This window comes from Sellimonas intestinalis (assembly GCF_001280875.1).
Taxonomy (GTDB): domain Bacteria; phylum Bacillota; class Clostridia; order Lachnospirales; family Lachnospiraceae; genus Sellimonas; species Sellimonas intestinalis.
In genome coordinates, this window is record NZ_LGAJ01000003.1 from 615,469 (window position 1) to 642,263 (window position 26,795).

The 26,795-nt window shown below is 44.9% G+C and carries 28 protein-coding genes; 15 read left to right on the plus strand and 13 right to left on the minus strand.

The window, feature by feature from the left end; genetic code table 11:
• The first annotated feature begins 79 nt into the window (after window positions 1-79).
• Genes obgE through rsfS form a run of 5 tightly spaced genes read left to right on the plus strand, consistent with a single transcriptional unit; the run spans window position 80 to window position 3,266 of the window.
• Window positions 80-1,366: a GTPase ObgE gene (gene obgE / locus AOA56_RS03930; RefSeq protein WP_053768996.1), complete on the plus strand. Its 1,287-nt coding sequence runs from the start codon at window positions 80-82 to the stop codon at window positions 1,364-1,366.
• A gap of 17 nt (window positions 1,367-1,383) precedes the next feature.
• Window positions 1,384-1,677, plus strand: coding sequence for a ribosome assembly RNA-binding protein YhbY (gene yhbY / locus AOA56_RS03935; protein WP_024732557.1), 294 nt, complete (start codon window positions 1,384-1,386; stop codon window positions 1,675-1,677).
• Between the two features lie 4 nt (window positions 1,678-1,681).
• The gene (gene nadD / locus AOA56_RS03940; protein WP_053768997.1) at window positions 1,682-2,317 is read left to right on the plus strand and encodes a nicotinate-nucleotide adenylyltransferase; all 636 of its coding nucleotides are present in this window, start codon (window positions 1,682-1,684) and stop codon (window positions 2,315-2,317) included.
• Entirely contained in the window at window positions 2,298-2,885 is a 588-nt protein-coding gene (gene yqeK, locus AOA56_RS03945; RefSeq protein ID WP_053768998.1) for a bis(5'-nucleosyl)-tetraphosphatase (symmetrical) YqeK, read from the plus strand. Before nadD ends, yqeK begins: the two co-directional genes overlap by 20 nt.
• Window positions 2,886-2,909: 24 nt before the next feature.
• Window positions 2,910-3,266: a ribosome silencing factor gene (rsfS, locus tag AOA56_RS03950; protein WP_024732554.1), complete on the plus strand. Its 357-nt coding sequence runs from the start codon at window positions 2,910-2,912 to the stop codon at window positions 3,264-3,266.
• A gap of 152 nt (window positions 3,267-3,418) precedes the next feature.
• Here rsfS and lexA read toward each other — a convergent pair whose 3' ends face one another.
• Complete coding sequence (gene lexA, locus AOA56_RS03955) at window positions 3,419-4,036, minus strand: transcriptional repressor LexA (RefSeq protein ID WP_024732553.1); 618 nt, start codon at window positions 4,034-4,036, stop codon at window positions 3,419-3,421.
• Window positions 4,037-4,327: 291 nt separating this feature from the next.
• Between lexA and AOA56_RS03960 the strand changes: the two genes are divergently transcribed.
• Window positions 4,328-4,702 (plus strand): BlaI/MecI/CopY family transcriptional regulator, encoded by a 375-nt coding sequence (locus AOA56_RS03960; protein WP_051411869.1) that lies wholly within the window; start codon window positions 4,328-4,330, stop codon window positions 4,700-4,702.
• Between the two features lie 368 nt (window positions 4,703-5,070).
• Window positions 5,071-5,469, plus strand: a complete 399-nt coding sequence (locus tag AOA56_RS03965; RefSeq protein ID WP_053768999.1) for a LysM peptidoglycan-binding domain-containing protein — start codon at window positions 5,071-5,073, stop codon at window positions 5,467-5,469.
• An 83-nt stretch (window positions 5,470-5,552) separates the two neighbouring features.
• Here AOA56_RS03965 and AOA56_RS03970 read toward each other — a convergent pair whose 3' ends face one another.
• Window positions 5,553-6,884, minus strand: a complete 1,332-nt coding sequence (locus AOA56_RS03970; protein ID WP_053769000.1) for an APC family permease — start codon at window positions 6,882-6,884, stop codon at window positions 5,553-5,555.
• Between the two features lie 214 nt (window positions 6,885-7,098).
• On the opposite strand from AOA56_RS03970, the gene AOA56_RS03975 reads away from it, so the two are divergent.
• Window positions 7,099-7,839, plus strand: a complete 741-nt coding sequence (locus AOA56_RS03975; protein WP_024732549.1) for a class I SAM-dependent methyltransferase — start codon at window positions 7,099-7,101, stop codon at window positions 7,837-7,839.
• 61 nt (window positions 7,840-7,900) lie between these two features.
• On the opposite strand, the gene lon is transcribed toward AOA56_RS03975, so the two are convergent.
• The gene (gene lon, locus AOA56_RS03980; protein ID WP_024732548.1) at window positions 7,901-10,171 is read right to left on the minus strand and encodes an endopeptidase La; all 2,271 of its coding nucleotides are present in this window, start codon (window positions 10,169-10,171) and stop codon (window positions 7,901-7,903) included.
• 218 nt (window positions 10,172-10,389) lie between these two features.
• Between lon and AOA56_RS03985 the strand changes: the two genes are divergently transcribed.
• The 5 genes from AOA56_RS03985 to AOA56_RS04005 all read left to right on the plus strand — a co-directional run bounded on the left by AOA56_RS03985 (window position 10,390) and on the right by AOA56_RS04005 (window position 15,087).
• Window positions 10,390-10,986 (plus strand): GNAT family N-acetyltransferase, encoded by a 597-nt coding sequence (locus AOA56_RS03985; RefSeq protein WP_053769001.1) that lies wholly within the window; start codon window positions 10,390-10,392, stop codon window positions 10,984-10,986.
• The gene (locus AOA56_RS03990) at window positions 10,983-11,549 is read left to right on the plus strand and encodes an ECF transporter S component (RefSeq protein WP_024732546.1); all 567 of its coding nucleotides are present in this window, start codon (window positions 10,983-10,985) and stop codon (window positions 11,547-11,549) included. The genes AOA56_RS03985 and AOA56_RS03990 overlap by 4 nt, the downstream gene beginning before the upstream one ends.
• 26 nt (window positions 11,550-11,575) lie before the next feature.
• Window positions 11,576-13,090: a DUF1538 domain-containing protein gene (locus AOA56_RS03995; RefSeq protein ID WP_024732545.1), complete on the plus strand. Its 1,515-nt coding sequence runs from the start codon at window positions 11,576-11,578 to the stop codon at window positions 13,088-13,090.
• Entirely contained in the window at window positions 13,087-13,788 is a 702-nt protein-coding gene (locus AOA56_RS04000) for a P-II family nitrogen regulator (protein WP_053769002.1), read from the plus strand. Before AOA56_RS03995 ends, AOA56_RS04000 begins: the two co-directional genes overlap by 4 nt.
• A 237-nt stretch (window positions 13,789-14,025) precedes the next feature.
• A complete protein-coding gene (locus AOA56_RS04005; protein ID WP_053769003.1) occupies window positions 14,026-15,087 on the plus strand; it encodes a tyrosine-type recombinase/integrase in 1,062 nt (353 codons plus the stop codon).
• A 48-nt stretch (window positions 15,088-15,135) separates the two neighbouring features.
• On the opposite strand, the gene AOA56_RS04010 is transcribed toward AOA56_RS04005, so the two are convergent.
• From AOA56_RS04010 to AOA56_RS04045, 8 genes are all read right to left on the minus strand, one after another.
• Window positions 15,136-15,807: an ABC-2 transporter permease gene (locus AOA56_RS04010; RefSeq protein ID WP_053769004.1), complete on the minus strand. Its 672-nt coding sequence runs from the start codon at window positions 15,805-15,807 to the stop codon at window positions 15,136-15,138.
• The gene (locus tag AOA56_RS04015) at window positions 15,804-16,655 is read right to left on the minus strand and encodes an ABC transporter ATP-binding protein (protein ID WP_024732542.1); all 852 of its coding nucleotides are present in this window, start codon (window positions 16,653-16,655) and stop codon (window positions 15,804-15,806) included. The genes AOA56_RS04010 and AOA56_RS04015 overlap by 4 nt, the downstream gene beginning before the upstream one ends.
• Window positions 16,652-17,029, minus strand: coding sequence for a GntR family transcriptional regulator (locus AOA56_RS04020; RefSeq protein ID WP_024732541.1), 378 nt, complete (start codon window positions 17,027-17,029; stop codon window positions 16,652-16,654). Before AOA56_RS04020 ends, AOA56_RS04015 begins: the two co-directional genes overlap by 4 nt.
• Window positions 17,030-17,493: 464 nt before the next feature.
• Window positions 17,494-18,036 (minus strand): DUF3795 domain-containing protein, encoded by a 543-nt coding sequence (locus AOA56_RS04025; protein ID WP_048621776.1) that lies wholly within the window; start codon window positions 18,034-18,036, stop codon window positions 17,494-17,496.
• 24 nt (window positions 18,037-18,060) lie between these two features.
• On the minus strand, window positions 18,061-18,519 hold the full coding sequence (locus AOA56_RS04030; RefSeq protein ID WP_024732539.1) for a VOC family protein: 459 nt from the start codon (window positions 18,517-18,519) through the stop codon (window positions 18,061-18,063).
• 29 nt (window positions 18,520-18,548) lie between these two features.
• Window positions 18,549-18,875: a MazG nucleotide pyrophosphohydrolase domain-containing protein gene (locus AOA56_RS04035; RefSeq protein WP_053769005.1), complete on the minus strand. Its 327-nt coding sequence runs from the start codon at window positions 18,873-18,875 to the stop codon at window positions 18,549-18,551.
• Window positions 18,876-19,319: 444 nt separating this feature from the next.
• Complete coding sequence (locus tag AOA56_RS04040) at window positions 19,320-19,895, minus strand: GNAT family N-acetyltransferase (protein ID WP_155200397.1); 576 nt, start codon at window positions 19,893-19,895, stop codon at window positions 19,320-19,322.
• Entirely contained in the window at window positions 19,892-20,803 is a 912-nt protein-coding gene (locus AOA56_RS04045; RefSeq protein ID WP_053769006.1) for a LysR family transcriptional regulator, read from the minus strand. Before AOA56_RS04045 ends, AOA56_RS04040 begins: the two co-directional genes overlap by 4 nt.
• Window positions 20,804-20,912: 109 nt before the next feature.
• Between AOA56_RS04045 and AOA56_RS04050 the strand changes: the two genes are divergently transcribed.
• Window positions 20,913-21,482, plus strand: a complete 570-nt coding sequence (locus AOA56_RS04050; protein ID WP_024732536.1) for a chromate transporter — start codon at window positions 20,913-20,915, stop codon at window positions 21,480-21,482.
• Complete coding sequence (locus AOA56_RS04055) at window positions 21,479-22,036, plus strand: chromate transporter (RefSeq protein WP_024732535.1); 558 nt, start codon at window positions 21,479-21,481, stop codon at window positions 22,034-22,036. Before AOA56_RS04050 ends, AOA56_RS04055 begins: the two co-directional genes overlap by 4 nt.
• 88 nt (window positions 22,037-22,124) lie before the next feature.
• Here AOA56_RS04055 and AOA56_RS04060 read toward each other — a convergent pair whose 3' ends face one another.
• Together AOA56_RS04060 and AOA56_RS04065 are read right to left on the minus strand one after the other, a co-directional pair.
• Complete coding sequence (locus AOA56_RS04060; protein ID WP_082349843.1) at window positions 22,125-23,189, minus strand: FAD:protein FMN transferase; 1,065 nt, start codon at window positions 23,187-23,189, stop codon at window positions 22,125-22,127.
• A 20-nt stretch (window positions 23,190-23,209) separates the two neighbouring features.
• Window positions 23,210-26,791: an ABC transporter ATP-binding protein/permease gene (locus AOA56_RS04065; protein ID WP_053769007.1), complete on the minus strand. Its 3,582-nt coding sequence runs from the start codon at window positions 26,789-26,791 to the stop codon at window positions 23,210-23,212.
• Window positions 26,792-26,795: the final 4 nt, after the last annotated feature.

Sequence of the window (26,795 nt, forward strand, 5' to 3'; positions counted from 1 at the left end):
TGAAGCCTTGTTTTTTGTACCTTTTCTTTATATAATGAAGTAGAAACAAGCTGTAACACGATTTGAGAGGATAAGAAAGATGTTTGCAGACAGAGCAAAAATTTTTATAAAATCAGGAAAGGGCGGAGACGGCCATGTCAGTTTCCGACGGGAACTCTATGTTCCAAACGGTGGTCCGGACGGGGGAGACGGCGGAAAGGGCGGAGATGTAATCTTTGAGGTAGACGACGGTCTCAATACTCTTGTGGATTTCCGTCATCGTACCAAATACTGCGCCGAGCCGGGGGAGAACGGCAAGAAAAAGCGCTGCCACGGAGCAAATGGAAAGGACATCGTCCTGCGAGTTCCGGAGGGAACAGTCATCAAGGAGTCAGAAACGGGCAAGATCGTAGCCGATATGTCCGGTGAGAACCGCAGACAGGTTATCTTAAAAGGCGGACGGGGCGGACTTGGCAACCAGCATTTTGCCACCGCCACCATGCAGGTTCCAAAGTACGCGCAGCCTGGACAGCCTGCCCAGGAGCTGTGGGTGAATTTGGAGTTGAAAGTAATTGCGGATGTAGGACTTCTTGGATTTCCGAATGTAGGAAAGTCTACATTTTTGTCCAGAGTTACCAATGCTAATCCAAAGATAGCCAACTACCACTTTACAACCCTGGCTCCCAATCTTGGTGTCGTAGATCTCTCAGATGGAGAAGGATTCGTCCTGGCAGATATTCCGGGTCTGATCGAAGGAGCATCCCTTGGAGCCGGCCTTGGTCATGAGTTTCTCCGTCATATTGAGCGCACGAAGATGATGATTCATGTAGTAGACGCATCCGGAAGTGAGGGCAGGGATCCCATTGAGGATATTTACAAAATTAACAGTGAACTGGAAAAGTACAATAAAGAGCTCTCTGAACGCCCGCAGGTTATTGCAGCTAATAAAACCGACCTCATCTTTGAGGGAGACCAAGACCCGGTAGAAAGGATCCGGGCGGAGTTTGAGCCAAAAGGATACAAGGTATTTGCTATCTCCGGTGTGACAGGAGATGGGGTGCAGGATCTTTTATGGTACGTCAACAACCAGCTTAAAACACTCGATACAAAGCCAATCATCTTTGAGCAGGAATTCTTCCCTGAGGATGAGCTTCTCGTAGCGGATCTTCCGTATACAGTGGAGAAAGAGGAAGACGGCATCTTTATCGTAGAAGGGCCGAAGATTGAAAAGATGCTTGGTTACACAAATCTGGATTCCGAGAAGGGATTCCGCTTCTTCCAGAATTTCCTCAAGGAGACGGGAATTCTCGATAAGCTTGAAGAGCTCGGCGTCCAGGAAGGTGATACCATCCGTATGTACGGACTGAGTTTTGAATATTATAAGTAAGAGAAAGGAAGATACAAATGACATCGAAGCAAAGAGCCTATTTAAAAAGCCTTGCCATGACAATGGACCCGGTACTTCAGATCGGAAAATTCAGCATGACACCAGAGCTTACCGGCGCTGTCCAGGAAGCACTGGACGCCAGAGAGCTCATCAAGATCAATGTCTTGAAGAACTGTGCGGATGATCCGAGAGCAATCGCTGAAATGTTGGCAGAACGTACACATTCCCAAGTCGTACAGGTTATTGGCAAAAAGATCGTGCTTTACAAAGAGGGTAAAAACGAAAAGAAAAAAATCGAACTTCCGAGGTAGTCAAATGAAAACAGGAATCATGGGAGGAACCTTTAATCCTATTCATAATGGTCATCTCATTCTCGCCGAACATGTAATGGAGGAATTCGGACTGGATGAAATCTGGTTTATGCCAAACGGAAATCCTCCTCACAAGCGGCCGGAGCAGACCGGAATCCGGACAGGAGATCGTCTTGCCATGGTAAAGCTCGCGATCGAGGGCATCCCCCGCTTTTTCCTCCAGACATACGAAGCAGAAAAGCGAACGGTATCTTATTCCTACGGGACGATGGAGCATCTAAGAGAAGCCTGCCCTGAACGCACATTTTATTATATTATCGGTGCGGACTCTCTTTTTCAGGTTGAAACCTGGAAGCATCCGGAGCGTTTCTTACGATCCTGCACTATGATCGCCGCCAAGCGGGAACATCGGGAGACAGATGATGCATTGGAATCTCAGATCCGTCATCTGAAGGAACGGTATAAAACAGTGATCCTGTTTTCACGCGCCCCGGTTTTTGAAGTGTCATCCAGCAAAATCCGTGAGATGGTAAAAAGAGGAGAGGACATCCACCATCTTGTTCCGCCCAGTGTGGCTTCTTATATTTATAACCATCATCTGTACAGGGAGGATATAGAAGTTGAGCAACGCAATTCATAAGATACGAAAAAAAGTAAAAGAATATCTGGATCAGGATCGATACGAACATACTCTTGGTGTGATGTATACAAGCGCCTCCCTGGCAATGTGCTATGGTGAGGATGTCAATGATGCCATGATTGCAGGACTTCTGCATGACTGCGCCAAATGTATACCACCGAAGAAAAAGATCCGTCTCTGCAAGAAGTATCATATCCACATCACGGAGAGTGAATATGCGAATCCAAGCCTCCTTCACGCAAAGCTTGGAGCCTATATCGCAGCAGAAAAGTACCATATCAAAGATCAGATGATTCTAAGCGCGATCCATTGTCATACAACAGGAAAACCGCATATGACAATGCCAGACAAGATTTTGTTTATTGCGGATTATATCGAACCGGGGAGAAAGGATGCCCCACATTTGCCGGAGCTTCGAAAACTGGCGTTTCAGGATATTGATGAGTGCCTTTACCTGATTCTGAAAGATACGCTTTCCTATCTCCAGACACGGAATTTGACACTGGATCCGATGACAGAAAAAACCTATCGATACTATCAACAGGAATTAAAGAAAGAAGAACAATAAAGGAGGATACGGATGAGTCACGTATTGGAACTATCAAAAAAAATGGCGTCCATCGCCTACCATGCACTGGACAGTAAAAAGGGCGAAGATATCCAGGTGATTGATATCTCAGAGATCAGTGTTCTTGCAGATTATTTTATCATAGCAAACGGAACCAGCAACAGTCAGGTGCAGGCGCTTGTGGATAACGTAGAGGAGGAGCTTGCCAAAGAAGGCTTCATCCTAAAACAAAGAGAAGGTTATGGTCTTGGAACCTGGGTTTTGCTTGATTATGGTGATATCATTGTCCATGTATTCGACAAAGAGAACCGTCTTTTCTATGATCTGGAGCGTATCTGGAAGGATGGGAAGATGATCTCTGCCGGGGAGCTGGAGGACTAAACGACAGAGATTTCCAAAACAGACGATGAAAATATAACTTCACCGCCAGAAGTGCCAAAAGGCACACTCCGGGTTTATAAGCTGTCGTCAATATGAAAAGGCTGTAAAACCATGTGAATGGTTTGCAGCCTTTTAAAATGCCTTAATATTGCCTAGCGCATGAAACGCAGCAGTCCGATCATCTTTCCAACAATAGTTACCTCGTCTACAATGATTGGATCCATCGTATCATTCTCCGGCTGTAACCGATAGTGACCGTTCTCTTTGAAAAAACGCTTTACCGTTGCTCCATCCTCCACAAGAGCAACAACAACCTCACCGTTGCTTGCTGATGGTGTTTGCTCCACGAGGATATAGTCTCCATTTAAAATTCCCGCATTAATCATGCTCTCTCCCTTTACCTGTAAAAGAAACGTCTGATTATTCGGAAGACGCTCCACAGGAATCGGGAAGTAATCCTCAATATTCTGTTCTGCCAGAAGCGGCTCACCTGCGGCTACGCGACCGACGATCGGAACCTGAGCCATTTCCCGTCTCGTAAGATTAAACGCATCGTCCAGAATCTCGATGGCACGTGGCTTCGTCGGATCCCGGCGGATGTATCCATTCTTCTCCAATGTCTCAAGGTGTGAGTGAACAGAAGAAGTAGACTTCAGATGCACTGCTTCACAGATCTCCCGGACAGCCGGTGGAAATCCTCTCTCTAAAATCTGTGCCTTTATATATTCAAGAATCTCGGATTGCTTTTCTGTAATCGTTCCGTTTCCCATGTGATGTCCTCCTGTTTCCCAAGGTCTCTGTGCGACCCCAGCCTTTTTTTCTATTTTATCACAGGAAACTACAAAAGGCAAACAAATGTTTAGAAAATATGTTCGATAAAAAATGAAAAAAATACTTATTTTTCCAATAAAATAGAAAAATAAGGGAATACCAGTCTGTTTCACACGAATAAATCAAAAAGTACACAAAAAATTTACAATATTTTCGAAAAATATATTTGAAATATCAAAGAAATATGATAGGATGTTCATAGAAATCATTTTATGTAAGGAGTGGTAAGGTTGGGTGAATTAAAAAAAAGGCAACTTGAGGTAATGGATGTGTTATGGGAAGCTGATGAGCCGATGATCGCATCTGAGATTGTAAAGGCAAGAGAGGATTTGAATGTAAATACAGTACAGGCCGCACTCAGAAGTCTGGTAAAGAAGAATTATATTGAGGTGGCCGACATCGTTTACAGCGGTACCGTACTGTCAAGACGATATAAAACACTGATCACAAAAGAAGATTATACGAATTCCATCGAGACGGATTTGAATAAAATTTTACATAATCCCTCCTTGTTCGCACACTATATTGATCAGATTGATGATCTGGATCTGATTACAAGGTTAGAAGGAATCATAAACAAAAGAAAAGAGGATTTAAGTCAGTAAGACTACAGAAGCGGGATCACCAGGGTCCCGCTGTTTTCATTTTACCGGTTTCCAACCGGTAAAATGAATATACTTCTAAAGTGTCCGGTTGGTCCTCAACATAAGAAGTTCAATGAAACAATAATCCATTTTCAAAAATTTATCGTTAAACGATAGTTTCGCTGTTTCCTTTTGTCCTCCTGCTCTTCAGAACGTTTGTTCCTATTCTTTCTCTTTTTTTGTTAAAAATAATTGACAAACATATGTTTGTACGTTATACTTGGTTTCAGAAAGAACAAATGTTCGCAGTATTAGTGAATACTTTTTCAGAAACCGGATACACTTTTCGAAAGAGAAACACATTCTACTTTTAATAGAGGAGGAGTGAGATGATGCAGGGATATACAGCTACGGTTCATACCGGATTATCTAGAAAGGCGCAGTCAAAGAGATACGAACAGAAGAGGAGACGGGCCGCAAGAAAGAGAAGATTTCTATTCCTCTTTCTTCTCCTGCTTGTAGCCATTACCTCATTTACCCTTGGGAGTTTTCTCTCCAGCGCCAGAGAGAGCCGGAAGGATGCACCTTCCTATTTCAAATATTATAAGAACATTGAAGTGAAATCAGGAGACACACTTCATAGTCTGGCGGAAAAATACAATGAGCCTTCTGTTTCATCTGATCGGGTATATATCAGCGAAATCAGAAAGCTTAATGATATGAAATCGAGCGGCTTGATTCCGGGGCAGTCATTAATTATTACCTATTATGATACCGAATACAAATAGGATGTTACCTACAGACCATCTGCATTCCATACCCGGTGCAGATGGTCTCTTTGTCTCTCGAAGAGCGCCCGGTTCACCCAGATCTAGCGTCTCCGGCGCGCCAAATGGTATATCGGTAAACCTACCAATGTCAAGAGGATACTTCCCACTGACATCAACCAAGCGCGCATCCCGGAGAGGAAAAGCTGATTGATGATAATGTAGAGCCCCCCGGTAATCGCTACCAGCGGGACGATCGGATAGAACGGGACACGGTAGGCGCGCTTGAGGTCCGGTCGCTCAATCCGGTATTTGATGACCCCGATAAAGGTCAGTGTATAGAATGTCCAGCTTGAAAAAACTGCCAAATCAGTAAGTAGATTGAACTGTCCGGTGAGTGACAGCACTGCAGCAATCGTCCCTACCAGGAAGATACTGTTTGGCGGCACTTGACTCTTATTCAGTCTGACAAGCGCTTCACTTCCTGGGAGACTTCCTCTATCTGCCAGAAAGTAGGTTACACGGGAGCCGGAAAAGATGAATCCATTGCAGGCACCGAATACGGAGATCATAATTCCTACAGATACGATCCGTCCTCCCACTTCCCCAAAGAGCGCAATGGCCACCGCCGAGGCCGGAGCGGAAAGAGAAGCAAGTTCAGAGGCCGGGAGCACCTGGAGATAGGCTACATTAACAATGCAGTATACCGCTGTAATGATAGACACACCACCAATAATCGCAACCGGAAGATCCCGTTCCGGCTTCTTCAATTCGCCTGCAATAGCGCCTACCGCAGTCCATCCTTCAAAGGCAAAAAGCACGGCCACGAGAAGCTGTCCGAGCACAACTACCGGATTAAGCCCTTCTCCGATCATTGGAGAGAAAACCGGATAGTTTCCTGTTCCCTTCCAGAATCCAAAAACAATCAGCAGGATCAGCGGGATCATCTTACAGACAGTAAAGATAATCTGGATACTGCCTCCGATCTTAGAACCCAACGTATTCAAAAAGACGATAAAAAAGATGACCAGGATCGCCAGTGGTACGGTGAATGTCTCCCCTATGAACAGTGCCGCCTGTTGTGCGAAGGCTACAGCCAGAGCAGAGACCATAGCAGGATAGAAGAGGACCATCTGTGACCAGCCTGCCAGAAATCCAAGCTTCGGTCCATATATTCTGGTGATATAAGTCGGGATTCCTCCGGTCTCCGGAATCAGTATGGCAACCTCCGAAAAGGTGAGTGCGCCCGCAATGCTGATCATACCCGCGATTAGCCACGCCAGAATCCCAAGTCCTGGAGTCCCTCCTGTCGCAGTGAAAATTGCCTGTGGCTTAAAAAAGACTCCCGATCCGATCACACAACCCACAACAGTTGATGTGGCGGTGGCGAGCCCAAGATTCTTTTTCATTGTTCCTAAATGACGTTCCTGCTTCATGTGAATGAACCATCTCCTTTCTATCTATCTATACTCCATAAGTAAGAAAAACTTGTCTGTTTTCTGTCTGGTTTGATAGTATATCATAGATTCTTCCATTCTGCGACTATTTTTTAGACAGAAACCAGATCTTCCCTTCCTGACGCGCTTGGTAATTGACTTTTCTCTTCTGCTTGGTTATAATCCAGAGGAAAGAAAATAGAAGGAGGCGCACATGAAGGAAAATCCTTACGACAATTCGGTATTCTTTGCTAAGTACGGCGAAATGCTTCGATCCAAGAAAGGATTAAATGGGGCGGGAGAATGGAGAGAATTTCAAAAGCTGCTTCCGGGTTTTGCCGGAAAGAGGGTGCTGGATTTAGGGTGCGGTTATGGATGGCACTGTAGTTATGCTGCCGAGCATGGAGCGGTTACTGTACTTGGAACGGATATCTCAGAAAAAATGATCCGTACGGCCATTCGGAAAAACAGCCATCCTCAGATTACCTACCATTTGGCGGCAATGGAGGATCTGGACTTTGCTGATGCATCCTTTGACGTCATCCTCAGCTCCCTCGCCCTCCACTATATCGAGGACTATGAATCTTTGATCCAGAAAATCTCCACATGGCTTGTCAAAGACGGACAGTTCGTGTTCTCCGTGGAGCATCCGGTATTTACCGCCTATGGGAACCAGGACTGGTACTATGGAGCCGACGGAGAGATCCTCCATTTCCCAGTGGATCATTATTATTATGAGGGAAAGCGGGATGCGGTTTTTTTAGGAGAGCACGTCACCAAATATCATCGCACACTGACTACCTATCTCCAGATCCTGCTCCAAAACGGCTTTTCGATTCTGGACGTGATCGAGCCGATGCCGCCGGAAGACATGATGGATCTGCCGGGTATGAAAGACGAGATGCGTCGCCCTATGATGCTTCTTATCTCAGCACAAAAACAGGCTGACAGATAATTGTGCTGTCAGCCTGTTTCCCTTTTCTTTGGCCCTTTCGCCAAAGCTTCTGCTATCGTTTCTATTTTCCAATCAAAAGATCAAGTACATCCCTGATCCTTTTCACCGGAACGATCGTGAGCTTTTCCTTTACTTCCTCTGGTACATCCTCCAGATCCTCCACATTCTCTTCTGGAATCAACACTTTCTCGATGCCTGCTCTCTGTGCCGCCATCAGCTTCTCCGTCAGTCCGCCAATCGGAAGTACATAGCCGCGAAGGGAGACTTCCCCAGTCATGGCATATTCTGTCGGCACCACCTTTTCTTTTACGAGAGAAGCAAGAGCCGTAACCAGAGTGATGCCTGCAGAGGGACCATCTTTTGGAATTGCTCCTGCCGGAATATGAATATGTAAATCGTGATCCTCCAACACCTTCGTCTCATCCGGATAGTATATTTTGACAAGGCTGATGGCAATCTGGACAGACTCTTTCATCACATCACCAAGCTGTCCTGTAATCGTAACTTTTCCCTCACCTTTCATCAGTCGGCTCTCGATATAGAGAATCTCACCGCCTGCACTCGTCCATGCAAGCCCAGTCACAATCCCGGGATCTGCCTCTGTAAGCCGCATATCGTGATGGAGCTGTTTCCTTCCAAGCAGGGCATGAAGATCAGCCTCTCTAACAGTCAGGCGTTTTGCAGGCTGCTGCACCAGACGAACCGCCAGTGCTCTGCATAAGGCATCGATCTGCTTTTTCAGTCCCCGCACGCCAGACTCCATCGTGTAGTCGGTGATGATCTTTCTGAGAGCCTCCTCCTTGATATCAAGCTGCTTCTCCGGGATCCCCATAGCATCCATAGCCTTCGGAATCAAATGCCTTCGTGCAATCTGAAGCTTTTCCACCTCTGTGTAGCCGTTAAAGGAAATGACCTCCATTCGGTTCAGAAGTGGCTCTGGAATCGTATCCGTCGTATTCGCCGTGCAAACAAAGAAGACTTTGGACAGATCATAAGGTACATTCAGGTAATGATCTGTAAAAGTATGATTCTGTTCCGGATCCAGCACTTCCAGAAGGGCGCTTGCCGGATCTCCATTGTAATCCCGGGTAAGCTTATCGACCTCATCAAGGACAACAACAGGATTGGATGTACCGCTGCGCTTAATTCCTTCCATAATCCGTCCCGGCATGGCGCCAATATAGGTTCTTCTGTGACCTCGTATCTCAGCTTCATCCCGAATTCCTCCCAGACTGATTCTGGCGTAGGCTCTTCCAAGTGCCTTAGCGATACTCTGCCCAATACTCGTCTTGCCTGTTCCCGGAGCACCGGTAAAGAGTAAAATGGAACCGGACTGCTTTTTGTTCAGTGCCATCACAGCAATCTGCTGGATAATCCGCTCCTTGATTTTCTTCAGTCCATAGTGATCTTCATCGAGAATCCTGGCAGCCTCCTCAAGATCAATGGAAGAGGGCTTTGGCTCTTTCCAAGAAAGAGAGGTGACAAAGTCCAAATAGTCGTAGAGCATCCCGTATTCGTGTCCGTCCTGACCTTCCTGACGCATCCTGCCAAGTACTTTCATCGCTTCTTTTTCTGCAGTCTCATTCATCCCGGACTCAGCGATTTTCTTTTCAAACATCTGAACGTCTGAAATATTCTCCGGATGCATTTCATCCAGCTCCTGTTGAAGATAGCCAATCTGCTTTTTGATGGCAGCCTCCCGATAGATCAGCTCCTGATTATCTTTCTGCGCTGTCTGTGCTTCATCAGAGACCTTAGTGACTTCCACCAGTTCCATGATTGCATGTTCCATGAGATCGAAGCGCTCTTTTTCAGAATCTGCCGCAAGAATTTGATATTTCTCATCCGGAGACAGACTGAGATATTCGGTTAGCGTACAGACTGCCTCTGAAAGAGTCGTCCACTGGAGAATATAGCTTCTCGCCCACATCCCCCACTGATATCGCTGAACAAACTGTAAAAGTATCTTCTGAAGCTTCCCGAACCGTTCTGACGCCTCTTCCTGCGGAAGATCATTCACCCCGGCGCGAACACATGCTTTTGCTTCTATATAGCCGTCATGGATCTCAATGCAGGATACATTCACTCGCTCCAGCGTATGGATCCGAAGATTGCCGTCCTCCTCGACTGTCTCGATCTTCGCAGACACTCCGACAGGATAGAAGTCATCCGGTTGCAATTCAGCCCTCGGCTTATTTTCCCTCAATACGAGAAATAGAATCTCTTCTTTTTCTTCTATCGGAAACAGACTCCAGTCTTTTAGGAAATCATTTTTGAAATAATAATTAACATCTGGAAGTAATACCAGATTAAACATTGGTCTTACAATCATAAACCCCTCCTTATTAGCCAGCACGCTTGTCGAGTGCTAACGATTATAAAATAACATGTTTTCCGGACGATGTCAAACCAGTTTAGACTGAAAAAGGACACAATAGAAACACAAAAGGCGATATTTATAAAATTTTTAGAAAAAGCGTCTATGCAAATATGATATAATAATCATAGTTTATCACAGTTTATGTGAAGAAAGAAAAGGGGGATTAAGGAATGGAACAAAAGGGTACTTGCCCAATCGAAACAGGGAGACTTTATCTGGGTCGTTTCACGATGAACGATGTTTACGCCGTCTACGAAAACTGGGCAAAAGATCCGTATGTCACTCGGTTTCTTACCTGGCCTGCACACATCAATCCCGATATTACCAGACAGATTCTTCTGGAGTGGATTGAGTCCTATCTGAAACCGGATTTCTACCAGTGGGGGATCACTCGAAAGGATGACCCCGGCACTCCCATCGGGACAATCAGCGCTGTAAAAATCGACGAGGAGACAGAAACCGTCTCCATCGGTTACTGTCTGGGTCGAGACTGGTGGAATCAGGGTATCATGTCAGAAGCACTTTGGGGCGTTATCCGTTTCTTTTTTGAGGAAGTACACCTCAATCGTGTGGAAGCTTGCCATGATATCAACAATCCGGCATCCGGTAAAGTTATGGAGAAATGCCATATGACCTATGAAGGGACACTACGGCAGGGCGGAAGAAACAATCAGGGCATTGTGGATCTGGCTGTATACAGCATTTTGCGAGAAGAGTATGAGGCTCTTCAAAATATGAAACAAGAAAAGAGGTTAGAAGAACAATGAAAGAAACAACAAAGAAACTGACCTGGTCTGCGATGTTTATCGCACTGGGTCTTGTACTTCCATTTCTGACGGGACAGATCCCGCAGTTCGGAAACATGCTGCTTCCAATGCATATTCCCGTGATTCTGTGTGGACTGATCTGTGGATGGCGGTACGGCGCCATCGTAGGATTTGTCCTCCCTTTACTGCGATATGCACTGTTCGGGATGCCGGTTCTTTTTCCAACGGGTATTGCTATGTCCTTTGAGCTTGCTGCTTACGGCTTTTTCTCAGGTTTTCTTTATGAAAAGTCGCGCTGGCAGTGTATTATCGCTCTGTACCGTTCATTAATTGTTTCCATGATAGCCGGAAGAGTCATATGGGGGATTGTGGAAGTAATTCTCCTGGGAGTGACGGGCAGCTCTTTCACCTGGCAAATGTTCCTTGCAGGCGCATTTCTCAATGCGATTCCGGGCATCATCGTTCAACTGATTCTGATTCCAGCCATCATGGTTGCACTTAATCGTACTGGGCTGGTTCATTTCCGGCGGGAAACCGCACAAAAGAGCAGCAGGATTGTTTGATACAGATCAGAAAGGAAGGTGACCGGATGGAAAAACTCAGAGAAAAAGTCAGAGAATCTCTCTCAAGCGTTCTGCCGATCACAATCATCGTGCTGCTTTTGAGTATTGTACTGATCCCGATGGAAGTGGGAGCGTTCACCCTCTTCCTTGCAGGTGCGCTTTTCCTGATCTTCGGGATGGGTTTCTTTCAGCTTGGCGCTGATATCTCCATGACCCAGTTGGGACAGGGAATCGGAGGCCAACTGATGAAAAAGCGAAATCTTCTTTTTATCATAGGAGGATGCTTCCTGATGGGCGTTCTGATCACGATATCAGAGCCGGATCTACAAGTCCTTGCTAATCAGGTAGCATCGATTCCGAATCAGGTGCTTGTGCTGACTGTAGCAATAGGGGTCGGATGTTTCCTCGTTGCTGCAGTACTTAGAATCTTGTTCAAAGTCAGTCTGTCACGTCTTCTGACACTGATGTATGTTGTTCTGTTCCTTGTGGCTCTTGCCACACCGAGTGAGTTTCTCGCCGTGGCCTTTGATTCCGGAGGCGTGACGACAGGACCGATGACCGTACCGTTTATTATGGCTCTCGGAATCGGTTTATCCTCATCCCGAAGTGACAAGGACAGTGCAAACGACAGTTTCGGATTGATTGCCCTCAGCAGTATCGGACCAATTCTTATGGTGCTGCTTCTTGGCATTTTTTACCATCCAACCGATGCGGTCTATACATCCGTCACAATCCCAGATGTGGAAACAACAAAGGACGTGCTGGATCAGTTCATCCGTGCATTTCCACAATACACAGAAGAGGTTCTCATCAGTATGCTACCAATACTTGCCGTTTTCATGCTGTTTCAAATTAAAACCAGAAAATATCACAGAAGGCAGCTTCTTCGGATGTGTGTCGGATTTCTCTATACCATCGCAGGACTGGTTCTATTTCTTGTCGGCGTCAATATCGGATTCGCCCCAGTAGGAAATCTGCTGGGAGAGCAGATGGTTTCCAGCTCCTATCAATGGCTTCTGATTCCCGTAGGACTTCTGATCGGTTATTATATTGTAAAGGCAGAGCCTGCCGTACAGATTTTAAACCATCAGGTAGAAGACATCACAGACGGCATGGTGACAAAGGAGCAGATGAATCTTTGTCTCTCCGTTGGAGTAGCAGGAGCAGTAGGACTCGCGATGTTCCGTGTCCTGACCGGAATCCCTATCTACTGGATTCTGATTCCAGGATATCTGCTCGCTCTTGGCATGAGTTATCGTGTGCAGCCGATTCTTGTTGGAATCGCCTTTGACTCCGGAGGAGTTGCAAGCGGGCCTATGACATCCACCTTTCTTCTTCCTCTGACGATGGGAGCCTGTACGGCGCTTGGTGGCAATGTCGTGACAGATGCCTTTGGAGTTGTCGCTTTAGTCGCACTTGCACCATTGATCGCTATACAGATCATGGGCCTTGTGTACGAACACAAACTGAAAAAATCTTCCGGAATACCAAAACCGGCTCTGGAAGATACTATTATCGAATTGGAGGATGAAGAAGTATGAGACCACATTTATTTGCACTTCGCCTGCTTCTGATCATCACAGATACCGGTACGGACAAACAGATCCACCAGCTCTTTACCGAAGCAGAGCAGCCCATTTACTATCAGTTCCGTGCTCAAGGGACCGCAAATACTGAAATTCTTGATATCTGCGGACTGGAGGGCAGTACGAGAGTGATTACAGCGGCACTCGTTCCAAAGCCGGAGATAGGCGAACTTTTCATCCTTTTGGAGAACATGTTCGAGATCCGGAAGCGTGGAAAGGGAATTGCGCTGACGCTCCCGATCACAGGGATTCAGGCAAGTATGCTTAGTCTCCTCAGTGAAGAGCAGGAGAAGATCGCAAAAGCACATTTAGAAAGGAAGGTTCAGCAAATGATGCAGGAAACATGCTATGCTATGATTATCGTGGCGGTTCGGGAAGGATTCAGCGACGATGTCATCGACACAGCGGTAAAGGCAGGAGCGAACGGAGGCTCCGTCATTCGGGGACGCCGAAGAGGCAGCGAGGCAGTTGTACAGTTTCTCGGAATTTCCATGCAAGAGGAGCAGGATTTTGTTATGATTATTGTTCCAAAGAAAAAGAAATCCCATATCATGCAGGAAATCAGCTCCGTCTGCGGGCTTCAGTCCGAAGCACACGGTATCATCTTTTCCGTTCCGGTAGACGAAGTACTTGGAATTCACGAAGAACAATAAATGCTAACAAGATGATACAAATTTACTTAAAATTTTTACCTTCAAAATCAGGAATTTTAGGGCGGACGTGTTTTTGTGAAAGAAGCACGTCCTGATCTATCCGGAAATAATTTAGCGGACAAATACAGATTTATCCGAAAAAGTATAGCTTTTCCCCGATTTTTGTGTTAGACTACTCTCAGAAACCGGAGGTTGGGAAATCCTGAACCGTCTAATAAAAATATGGAGGTATCTATTATGGCAAATCCTGCTTCTTACCGTGAACAGGTCAAGATTGAAAACACTGTAAAGCTCAGGGAATTTCTTCAGGAACTTCCTCCTTATGTAAAGGAATATTTTCGCGCCAAGGAAACGACCACATCGGATAAAACCAGGTTATCCTATGCTTATGATCTGCGAGTATTTTTCCGTTTTCTCAAAGAAACCAATCCCGCGCTTTCGGATAAACCTCTTTCTGAGATTTCCCTTTCGGACCTTTCTATGTTAAAGCCTGTTGATTTTGAAGAGTTTGAGGAATATCTCAAGGCCTATCGGACGCCGGATCAACGCATCGAGACCAATTCCCGGATCGGAATTGCCCGTAAAATGTCATGTCTTCGGAGTTTTTACGATTATCTATGTAAACGGGAACTTTTGACAACTAATCCGGTCCGTCTCGTAGACATGCCAAAAATCAAAGAAAAAGCGATCATTCAGTTAGATACCGACGAGGTGGCTGCGCTCCTTGACTATATGGAAAATTATGGAAATTATCTGACTGGTGTGAAACTTTTTCACTATCAGAAACAGAAATACCGGGATATCGCCATTGTCACTCTCCTGCTCGGAACAGGTGTTCGTGTATCTGAGTTAGTGGGACTGAATATCCAGGACGTAGATTTTAAAAACAATGGTATCCGAATCATCCGTAAAGGAGGAAATGAGATGATCGTCTATTTTGGTGAGGAGGTGGAGCGAGCGCTCACTGACTACCTGGAGCTGCAAAGAAATGGCATCACTCCACTCTCTGGTCACGAGGATGCACTCTTCCTCTCTGGCCAGAAAAAAAGAATCAGCGTAGATGCGGTGGAAAAAATGGTAAAGAAATATTGTTCTGCTGTCTCGGTAAAAACTATCACTCCACATAAGCTTCGTAGTACTTATGGTACTGCCCTCTATCGGGAAACCGGGGATATCTATCTTGTGGCGGACGTACTTGGACACGCCGATGTGAATACGACGAAAAAGCATTATGCCAAATTAAGTGACGAACGCCGTAGAAGCGCATCGAAAGCCGTTATACTGAGGGAAAAATCCTGAAGATTTCAGAGAAACTCCTTCTGTCGACAGAAGGAGTTTCTTAGCTTTTTAGAATTCTTTCTTTTCCAGAATCCGGCAGGAGGCGAAAAAGGAAAGAAGCAGGACGACTGCACAAATCACGGCACAGACCGGATAAATCTTAGATCCCTCAAATATCGTATTAAACCACTGAAGGAAAGCTTCCTTTTTTTCTGGAAAGTTCCTTTCTAGAAATGCAACACCCATGTAGAATAAAAAGAAGATGACCATAAACCCTAAAAGCAACATAACTCTTCCTTTCTCCGCTCCAAACTTCAGATCTATAGCGATGGAGAAAGAAAGCACAATCACTCCAATCACGGCAAAGAGAACTGCAGTCATAATACTTTCTTTCAGATCCGGCGCAGAGTTTCCAATCATGCTCTGGATGACAGCGACAACCATCGTATAGACAAATCCTAAAAACAGAGAGAGAAGTCCACAGATAAATTTCTCAGCCACATACTGCCTGCGGGTGACCGGCAGCGTCATCAAAAACGCCAAACCATTGTTCATCTCATCGTAGGAGATCGTCATTCCCACAAGAAAGGCAATTATTATCATAATATACCCTGTCAGAAACGTGCTGCTCGTTCCGTTGAATATGAAAATGGCAGTGACAAACAGAATAATTAAAAGTAATTTCCGAATTTCCCCCATCAGGCATAAATCCTTGATTAAAAGTCCTCTGATCCCTTTCATACTGCTTCCCCCTTTACCATGAGCATAATAATTTCATCAATACTTCCTTTTTCTACCGTGATACCTGGATAGTTCTCCGCATAATAATGGATTTCATCTGTCAGGCAACTGTAACCGTATATTTCCTTACGCCTTCTTAGGAGATGACTGTGGTCAATCTTTCGGTACTGCTCTTCTGTCATCTTCAGAACCCCATAAGTTCCGAGTAGCTGGTCTGTATCTTCATGGAGGATAATCTTTCCTTCATGGATCATGTAAATTTCATCACAGAATCCTTCCAAATCCCCGGAAATATGAGAGCTGATGAGAATTGACCTGTGCTCATCCTCTTCCATATATTCCCGCAAAAGTGTCAGAACCTCATCTCTTGCCACCACATCCATTCCGGCTGTCGGTTCGTCCAGAATCAGCAGTCTGGCTTTGTGACAAAGGGCAAGAAACAGCTTTAGTTTTGCCTTCATACCAGTAGAGAACTCCTTCACCTTTTGATTCTTAGGCAATCGAAAACGTTCTACCAGACCCATAAACTTCTTCTTATCAAAATCAGGATATACGCTGCCCATAATGCGAGCCACATCTTTGATCGTATAGACATTGGAAAAGGTAGCATCCGAGAGTACAATCGCTATCTGTTCTCTGTCCTTTGCATTAAGTTCGGTATGTGGTTTTCCAAACACCTCAATGCTGCCCCCGTCCAGAAAAATCAGATTCTCAATCGCTTTAAATACTGTACTTTTTCCTGCTCCGTTTTCTCCGATCAGTCCGGTTACACAACCGTCCGGCACTTCCATCGTACAATTCAGATGGAATTTTCCATAGTTCTTTTCAATTTGATTTACTTTTATCATAGCCTATCCTCCAAAATGAGTTCTAAAATCTCCCGAAATTCCTGCTCCTGCATTCCGAAACGTCTGCCTTTCTGAATGGCCAGTTCAAAATCGGCTTCCACTTCTTTGCGTTGCTCTTCTCGCATCAATTCCCGGTTTGCCACCGCAACGAAAGTTCCTTTTCCATGAATCGTCACGGTAAGTCCTTCCTGTTCCAGGCAGTCATACGCTTTTTTTACCGTCAGCGCACTGATTTTCAGGTCTTTAGAAAGACTTCTCACCGATGGCAGAATGTCATTTTCCTTCAGCGTACTGTTGAGAATCATACCTTTGATTTGATCTACAATCTGTTCATAGATCGGAATCATAGAAGAACTGTTAATTATGATATTCATCTTGTTCCTCCTTCTTTATGATAAACAGTATATAACAGTATATATCTGTTGTCAACTGTTATATACTGTTTTCTCTTTGTATTTGATAATATTTTCATGATGTTCCGCCTATGGTATATAAAAAGTTTCAGAGGGCAATGTGATTTTGTACGAATCGCACTGCCCCTTCAAAGAATTGTAAATATGCATCTTTTGCCTGACTGTAAGGAATCCCCTTTTTCTTCATATGTATATAAAAGAGGCGCAAGCATAGTATCAACAGGCTTCTTGAAACTGTCGTAACAGAAGCGTTCCAATGGAAAAGTGATAGACAAAGTTCTTGTCGCTGGCTCTGATGCAGTGTCCTTTGTTTAAAATCATACGCATAAATCAATCACTCCTTTCTGAGTACGAAAAAAGCAGTCAATTCTAAGACTAACTGCTTTGTGTGTATGGATATAAAATTTCAAACTGAAATTTGAAAATCACTTTTTCTTGATAAGTTTCAGTTTTATATTTCTTCTGTCGGCAATCTTCTGAAACACCTCTACCACATACAAGCATTGTGCCTTAAATGGTAGTAAGGCCAATTCGTCATTGGATTGTATTTGTTTCATTGCTTCTTGCAATTCTGAAAGTTCTAATAAATTGACTGCCACACAAAAGAAAGTCTTCCTACGCCCGTCATTATAATTAGAAAGTAAGTAAGAAAGAATTTGTGTTTTTTCCTGCTGTTCAAGATTGTATTGCTCAATACCTAGATTTTTTGCTCTTTCTAAATCTGCTTTTCGCCGTTTATACGTGATGAAAGAATCATAATCATCAATGTGTTGATATTTTTCACACGGATATTGTTTGCACTCATAGCAATATTCAATCTTTCCATGTTCAAGACTACATTTTGCAATTCCGCATGATTGATTACCATTGCCACAACCGCCACAGTAATTTCCCAAACGCATAGGACATAGTCCGCAATTCAATCCGCAAAGAGAAAATAATTGATTTTTGCGTTCAAATCCTTTCATAGTATTAGTCTCCTAACTTTCAATTTATCGCATACAAGCATTTATAAATTTCATAGGTACATCCATACGTTCTGCAACTTGTTCTGGTGTCATTCCACTATTTAAGAAACGCTTGCACACTATCTTCATGTTTTCTCCAACTTCGATAATATGTTTATCTGGGTCATAAAAGCGGACTACACGCTGTCCCCATGAATGTTCTATAATAGGGTGGACATATTCAATATCATATTCTTTCAGCCTATCAGCAAATTTATCAAAATCATCTTCTTCAAAATAGACTTCAAAATTGTTACCACCAAAAGAAATATCACTTGCACCGATAAACTCTTTGTATGTTTCACTTGTCTGTAAGGCTAAGCCACCTGTTAAAGTTTTATTTGCCCCAAAATCCATAATGACATGAAGTCCAAAAACCTTTTTATAAAACTCAACTGATTTATTTATATCAGTTACTACCAACATAGGGTTTTTAAATTTCATTTTTGCTACCTCCACAACTATATTTTTATTTACCAACGCTTCATATTCTTTTCAAACTTATTAACATAAGCAGATTTTAATTCTTCGGATGAAATATCGTAACATAATAAAACATCATTGTAATACATCAGTACATCTGCTAATTCTTCAATCAAATCCTTTCTTAAATCCTCATCTTGACTGGCTTTTAATCCGCTATGCTTTTTTACAATATCAATTACTTCGCCAATTTCTCCAACCATCCATAGTAATTTGTTTTGCCCCACTTCAGCAGAAATACCTTCCCATTTGTCTTTGTATTTTTCTTGTAGTATTTTTTGCATTTCTTTCATTTCATTGATTGTAAATTCACTCATATAAATCTCCATTCTACCATTACAAGCTGACTTCATGCCGTTCCAGCAAAAAGAACAGATACCAGAATACGCTTACTGTCTGAAATGTCGCATTAGATTTCGTTCCTTAAAGAAGGCTTCTTAATCTTTCAATACGCGTCATTTATTGGCTGTTCTCTACTTTCTTTCACAGTAATATCTCCTACAAATTCCAATTTGTCTTTGCCTGCATTATACCATGCCATTATAAGCGTTGTCATTTCTTTTCTGCATTTGAAAAGCACTTATTAGCCTATACTTTGTAAAGGGGGCTATTCAGCATTGCATATGTACTTTCATTTGTTGTAATTTCGTTGTAATTTTCCCTATTTTTCTTTCGCTGTATTTATGCGGATTTTCTCAATTTAGTATCTGTTTTTAAATAAACAGAAAAATACAGCCAGTCTTTTTCCAGACTGGCTATGCCTATGACAATTCCGAAAATGGAAGAAACGGTTCCGGATTCCCTTTGTGTTCCCCAATCATCTTTTCCATCCATACCATATTGTACCATCTTCCAAATTTATATCCGCTCTTATGAAATTCTCCGACCATTTGATAGCCCATATGAGCATGAAACTGGACACTGTTTTTCGTCAAATATTCGTCTTCCTTCTCCGGATATCCGATGCAGGCGTTAAGGTTGAGAAGATGCTGCTCTCTGGCAATCCGTTCGATTTCCTCATAAAGACGTCTCCCGATTCCGCATTTTCGCATGGAGTCCTTCACATAGATGGATACTTCCGCCGACCAGTCATAGGCAGCCCGACCCTTAAAAGGGGAGAGATAGGCGAATCCTACAATCTCTTTTCCCCTCTCTGACACAAGATAAGGATAACGCTGTAAGGTCGTGCCGATCCGTTTTTGAAATTCCTCCAAATCCGGCACTTCATATTCAAAGGTAATTGCCGTGTGTTCCACATAAGGTGCATACACGGCAAGAATCTGCTCTGCATCCCAAGGCGATGCAGTCCTAACCGTAATGTATGTCTGATCTTTCATCTGTCGTTTCCTCCTTGTTCTTCTGATTCTTTTGTTTTTCCATATGTCTCGCACAGCTCCAGAAACGTAGTCATACTCTTACTGAAATATTTACTTTTGTGATAAATCAGATTCAGTTTCCTGTGGATGGGCCGTAAAAGCCATGCCCGAAAGACCACTCTTTGCTCCAGATCCCGCCTGACGAGGAGATCGGGAAGCACCGCGACTCCCAGTCCCTTTGCTACACCCTGGACAATGGCCTGAGTGCTGGAACTCTCCCAGGCAGGTCGGACACTGATCTGCTCCATGTCAAAGCAGGCATCCAGAATCTCACGTCCGGCGCTTCCCTTTTCCCGCATCAGAAACGGATATCTGGCCATTTCTGACAAGGTGACGCCCCTTTCCCCTGCCAGTGGATGTTCCTTCGGAACAATCGCCACAAGCTCATCTTCCAGAAACGGAACTGCACAGACCGCATCGGAAACCGGCTGGGTCTCGATCATGCCGATATCAATATGATTGTGCAGGACATGCTGCTCTATGGCGGCAGACTGGTTGACGACTGCTTCCATGCGTATATCCGGGAATATTTCCTGAAACGTTTTCACCAGAGTCGGCAGGATATGGGTTCCAATGGTAATACTGGCACCGATCCGGATCGTCCCAAGCTCATCTCCGTTTTTCAGTTCCTTTTCCATTGTCTCAAATAAAGATACAATATGGACTGCATAACCATAAAAGTCTCCGGCTGCTGAGGTCGGATAGATTCGTCTGCCGATCCGCTCAAAAAATCGTTGCCCATAATAGTCCTCCAGCTCTTTGATAGAAAAACTGACGGAAGGCTGCGCAAGATGCAGTTCCTTTGCCGCCTTTGTGATACTGCTGTTTTCAAAAACCGCCACAAAGATTTTCATGTGTCGAAGTGTCATAATTCCTCCCACGTCATACATAAGAAATTTATTATCCTTTTTATAGAATAATACTATTTTTCATATAGATCAAGAGGGTGTATACTAGAACAGGAAGGAGGATTCTCAAATGGAGAGTAAAAGAAACGTTTTAATCAAATTGTTTTTATCGACCTTTTATTTAAGCGCGTTTACCTTTGGGGGCGGGTATGTCATTGTTACTTTAATGAAGAAAAAATTTGTAGATGAATATCACTGGATTGAAGAGGAAGAGATGTTGGATCTGGTGGCCATCGCCCAGTCCGCGCCCGGAGCCATTGCGGTCAACGGAGCCATCGTCGTCGGATATAAGCTGGCTGGTATCATCGGAACCATCGTCGCAATCATTGCGACCATCCTGCCACCGTTTATCGTCATCACGATCATTTCCTTTTTCTACGAAGTATTTCGGGACAATCAGATTGTCAGCCTTGTGCTGGAAGGGATGCAAGTAGGTGTGGCAGCCGTCATCGCCTCAGTCGTCTGGGAAATGGCAGCAGGAATTCTGTTCGAGAAAAAATGGATCCCGGTACTGATTATGCTTGGTTCCCTGATTGCGGCAGCTTGTCTGAGCATCAATGCCGTGGCGATCATCCTTGTATGTATTGTCATCGGCCTGATCCGCACTTTTGCCGGAACAGAAAGGAGGCCCAACAAATGACTTATCTTCAGTTGTTTCTCAGTTTTATCCAGATCGGCCTCTTCAGTTTTGGCGGCGGCTATGCCGCTATACCTCTGATCCAGGATCAGGTTGTCTCCATACACGGATGGCTCTCCATGAAAGAGTTCACGGATCTGATTACGATCTCTCAGATGACGCCGGGACCGATCGCCGTCAATTCCGCTACTTTTGTGGGGATTAAAATTGCCGGAATTCCGGGAGCCTTGACTGCTACAGCAGGTTGTATTCTACCGTCCTGCATCATCGTTACGATTATCGCCAGATTGTACCTGAAATACCGGGATATGGAGGCGCTTCAAAGTGTCCTCTCCTCCCTTCGTCCGGCTGTGGTCTCCCTGATCGCCTCCGCCGGGATCTCGATTCTGATCTCCGCGATCTGGCCGGAAGGTCCAGTCCGGTTTGACAACATCAACTGGCTGATGGTTCTGATTTTCTTCTTCTGTCTCTTTTTATTGCAAAAGATCAAAGCCAACCCGATTCTCATCATGGTGGCTTCCGGTCTGATTTACACCTCAGTCTCACTGATTTTCTAACTATATGACATGAAAAAACGTACCGTTTCTTTGACTCTTTTGAGATCAATAACGGTACGTTTTCGTATCAATATCTTTTCCTGTATGTTTATCTTCGGATCACATGTCTTTCCATCTGGCTGAATGTACCAGACAAGGTAAACTTCTCATCCAGTCCTTCCGTCACATAGAGCTTCTGGTCTTCTGTCATCACAATCATCTCAAACCCATCGTGGGACTGCCAGTATGCTTTAGCGCCATCCAGCCCTTTCACAAACAGAGCTGTAGAAAGCGCATCTCCCATCTTTCCTTCCTCTGTAACAATTGTCACAGAAGCCAGCCCATTGTCCACCGGATATCCCGTCTTAGGATCTATGATGTGGCCATATCTGGTGCCGTCTTTTGCGGTAAAATATCGTTCATAATTGCCCGAGGTCACTACGGCACAGTCAGACACTTTCAAAAGTCCGACCTCCCCTTCTCCGTAGGGACTACGGATGGCAAGCCGCCAGTCTTCTCCGTCCGGCCTGGATCCGACTGCCTGGATGTTGCCCCCGATATTCAGTAATGCCGATTCCAGACCATGCTCTTTTACAAGATCGGCTGTCAGATCGCCGGCATACCCTTTCCCCACAGCACCCAGATCCAGCTCCATCTCTTCGGGAAGAGTGAGCGTCTGCCCGTCCAGTATGACTTTTTCGTAGCCCACATGCTCCAGAAGCGTCCGGATTTCCGTCTCTTTTGGAACACGGTTCTTCCCCGTTGTAAATCCCCATGCCGTCAGTACCGGATAGATCGTGGGATCCAGTGCACCTCCCGTCTCCTTTGCCATGTCAAGGGCGTACCTTACCACCTCAGCGGTATCTTCGCTTAATGTGACCGGATTTCCATTGCTGTGATTGACTTGATAAATCTCGCTGTTTTGATTCGTGACGGACCATTCGGATTCCAGTTTACGGATCTTTGCTTCCGCATCTTTCAAAGTCTCCCCAGCCTTTTCTCCATAGAGCGAAAACGTCATATAAGTATCCATGGCGAAAAATTCCTTCTGCACCTCCTGATTCTGTCCTTTCTCTCCTCCTGTGAGCCCACCCTGACAAGCCGTCAGAACAATTCCGCATACAAATATCAGCATGAGCATTACGGCGTAATATCGTCTTCTTTCTCTCCTCATAATCTGCTGCCTTTTTCAAATTATTCTGTACGAAGCGCTGTTACCGGGTCGCTCTTTGCTGCTTTCCGTGCCGGAATGAGTCCGCCAAGCAGGGTCAGTATGACACTTAAAGCGATCAGAACCAATGCCGGCACTACCGGAAGTACGGCGTTTACATCGTTCGTATCCCCTACATAATGAATCAGGGCGTTACCCGGAATCAGAAGAAGAAGGGTAATACCAATTCCAAGAAGTCCTGCGCAAAGCCCAATAATAAAGGTCTCCGCATTAAATACCTGAGAAATATTTCTCTTGGAGGCTCCGATGGCCCGAAGAATTCCGATCTCTTTCTTTCGCTCAAGAACGCTGATATACGTGATAACTCCAATCATAATAGAGGAAACCACCAGAGAAATTGCCACAAAGGCGATCAAAACATAGCTGATGATATCGATAATATCCGTCACAGAAGACATTAGAGTCCCCACCATATCCGTATACGTGATGACCTGTTCATCTTTTCCTTCAGCCTCCATACGGCTGTTATAATCATCCAGAATCCGGACTACTTCCTCTTTACTCTCAAAATCTTTCGGATAGATAGAGATTCCGGAAGGAACTGCAAAGTCCACATAACCAAGAGACCTCAGGTTACTGTCATAAGACGCTTCTCCTGTGGACTGCATAGACATCATAAGCTCTGAGAGTTCCTCTTCACTCATATTCATCTGGAATGCGTCCGCAAAAGCCTCTGTATCGATCGTCATAGCATCTCCCATAGCTTTTTGCAGATTCGTTCCTATCTGTCCCATAGCCTGCTGCATGACAGTCTGAATACCACTTTGCATCTGTCCGGCAATCTGTGCAACAGCAGAAGTAACCTGGCTTTCCAATGTCTTGGAGATGGCTCCGGTATATGCCCCCATCACTTCTTTCATATAACTTTCCAGCGCTGTGCCAACCTGTGATTCCAGGCTCTCCATATCGATCATAGAGCCAATTCCAGAAGAAAGTGCCGCCTTCCCATCCTCAGTATTTAAGTAATCTACAAAATAGTCATCCATCTTTGTCAGATCCGGCAAATGATGTTCGGATGCGTAAGTAAGGTATCCCGCTGCCAGTTTTTGCGCCATCTCCTTTATCTGCCCATCTGAAATCTCAATATCCCGGAAAGATTCAAAGATCTTGGATCCCCATTGATTGATAATGGATGCCGCTTCCGGTGTCTGGAGATATTCCATCAGATACTCGTCAAACCGGTCAGCATCTGTATAACCATGCTCCATGGCGTACTTCATATACCCTTCCAGGATTTCCTTGAAGAGTTCCTGAATCTGCTGTTTCGATGCTGTCAGCCCTCCGTTCGCCTCAATGATATCCCGAATACTTGATTTCAGAATCTCCTGGGCGGCGTCGCTCTTTAAATATCCAGTAAAATCCGACTGCAGTCCGGAGTAATCTGCCTCCGGATGCTCTTTCGCATAATCCTGGTATCCCAAAAGCAGATCCCCTGCAAACTTCGTCATCCCCTCCGCTGAGACAGTCAGCTTAAGCCCACTCATCAAATCTCCAAGATCCAGATTACCTGCGTCCGGCAGATCGATCGATATTCCGGAAAGATCCACCATCTTGGAAAGATCCACGTTATTTCCGTCTGCCTGGAAAAGCCCGGAAAGATCCACCTTCCCAAACAAATCGCCGGAGAAAGCGTCATCATTTATCTGAAATGCTTTCCCCAAGGCATCCGTATCTACAGAAAACAAAGAATTGGAATCAAAGCCGTTCTCATCTTTGCTCTCACCGAACGCTTCTCCGGTAAAGACGTTGACACTTGGATTGGCAAGCTGTTCCTTTACGATTTCACTGTTTTTAGCTTCTTCTACGACATGCTTTGTCAAAGCGGCCGGATATCCGATCCCGGTAGTCAGTGCCACCGCATTGGCATCCTCAGACGGCTGCACGACTCCAACTACCTCGATATTCTCTCCATGTTTCACAAGCTCTTTCATATAGGATTCATTGTCGGATTTATCAGTCCATACTTGATACTGACTGTCGTATACATAGTAATCCGCACTGTTGACCAGTTTAAATTTGATGCCCAGGAAATCTTCATAAGAGTAGCTTCCCATATTCTCCGGGGTTGTGATATTCTCTTCATTGATAAACTGCCGGATCATCTCGTCCAGTTCCACCGGATCTCTAAGACCCAGGGTGTAGAGAAGAAAATCACTCACACTGCCGTTGGACATAAGAACAACGACACATTCATGCTCATTTTTCGGCCAGCGCCCTGCTTTGACGTCGTACTGTCCTTCGTAAAGAGACGTGTTTTCCGGCATCTCATAGAACATATCTGTACTCATCATGGAGGACATCATTGTATTAGAACCGGATGCTGATCCAAACCCCAAGGAGTCAAAGGACCGGTCCGGATTGACCTGTCGGATTTCCCCGTCATCTTCCCGGTAAATCTGCGGCGCGACAGTATAAGAATACTCGACCGCATTGGTATAATCATCCAATTCACTTTCATTGCTATCCAGGTATGCTTTCAGAGACTCCAGGTCATTCGTGTCCATCGTGGAAAACATATTACTCACCATCTGAATCACGTCTACATCGCCTGCCTCTTCTTCCTTAGCGGTGCCGCTCTCACCTCCTCCGAGCATGGACGTCATATCAAATCCAGTGCTCTGAATCTCCAATGGGTACTCGGAAAGAGTGTCTTCCTCCACCGACTGAATATACTGGTTTACTCCGGTCGAAAGAGCCAGTATGAGGGCAATTCCAATAATTCCGATAGATCCCGCAAAGGAAGTCAGAAGTGTCCTCGCTTTTTTCGTTTTTAAATTGTTAAAACTAAGAGACAACGCCGTCAAGAAAGACATGGATGATTTCCCCATGCTTTTGTGTTTTGGTATCTGGATCTCAGATTCTTTCACCTCATATGGATCTGTATCCGATAGGATGCGTCCGTCTTTCAGGTTGACAATCCGGGTGGCATATTCTTCTGCCAGCTCCGGATTATGGGTCACCATCACGACCAGCCGGTCTTGGGCTACTTCCCTTAAAAGCTCCATGACCTGAACACTCGTCTCGCTGTCCAGTGCTCCTGTCGGTTCATCTGCCAGCAGAATGTCCGGATCATTCACCAGCGCCCTGGCAATCGCCACACGCTGCATCTGTCCTCCGGAAAGCTGGTTTGGCTTCTTATGGATCTGTTCGCCAAGTCCCACTTCCTCCAAAGCCTTTCTTGCCCTCTTTTTCCTGTCTGTCTTTCCCACACCGGAAATCGTAAGGGCAAGCTCTACATTGGCAAGGATCGTCTGATGAGGGATCAGATTATAACTCTGAAAGACAAATCCGATCGTATGATTCCGGTAAGAATCCCAGTCCCGGTCTTTGTACTGCTTTGTCGAAATCCCGTTAATAATCAGATCACCACTGTCATAGCGGTCGAGTCCTCCCACAATATTTAAAAGCGTCGTCTTACCCGAACCGCTCGGACCCAGAATCGCCACAAATTCATTGTCCCTGAGATTCAGGCTGACATTGTCAAGCGCCTTCTGGATCAGCTTTCCGGTCCGGTATTCCTTTCGTATTTGTTTGATCTGAAGCATATGA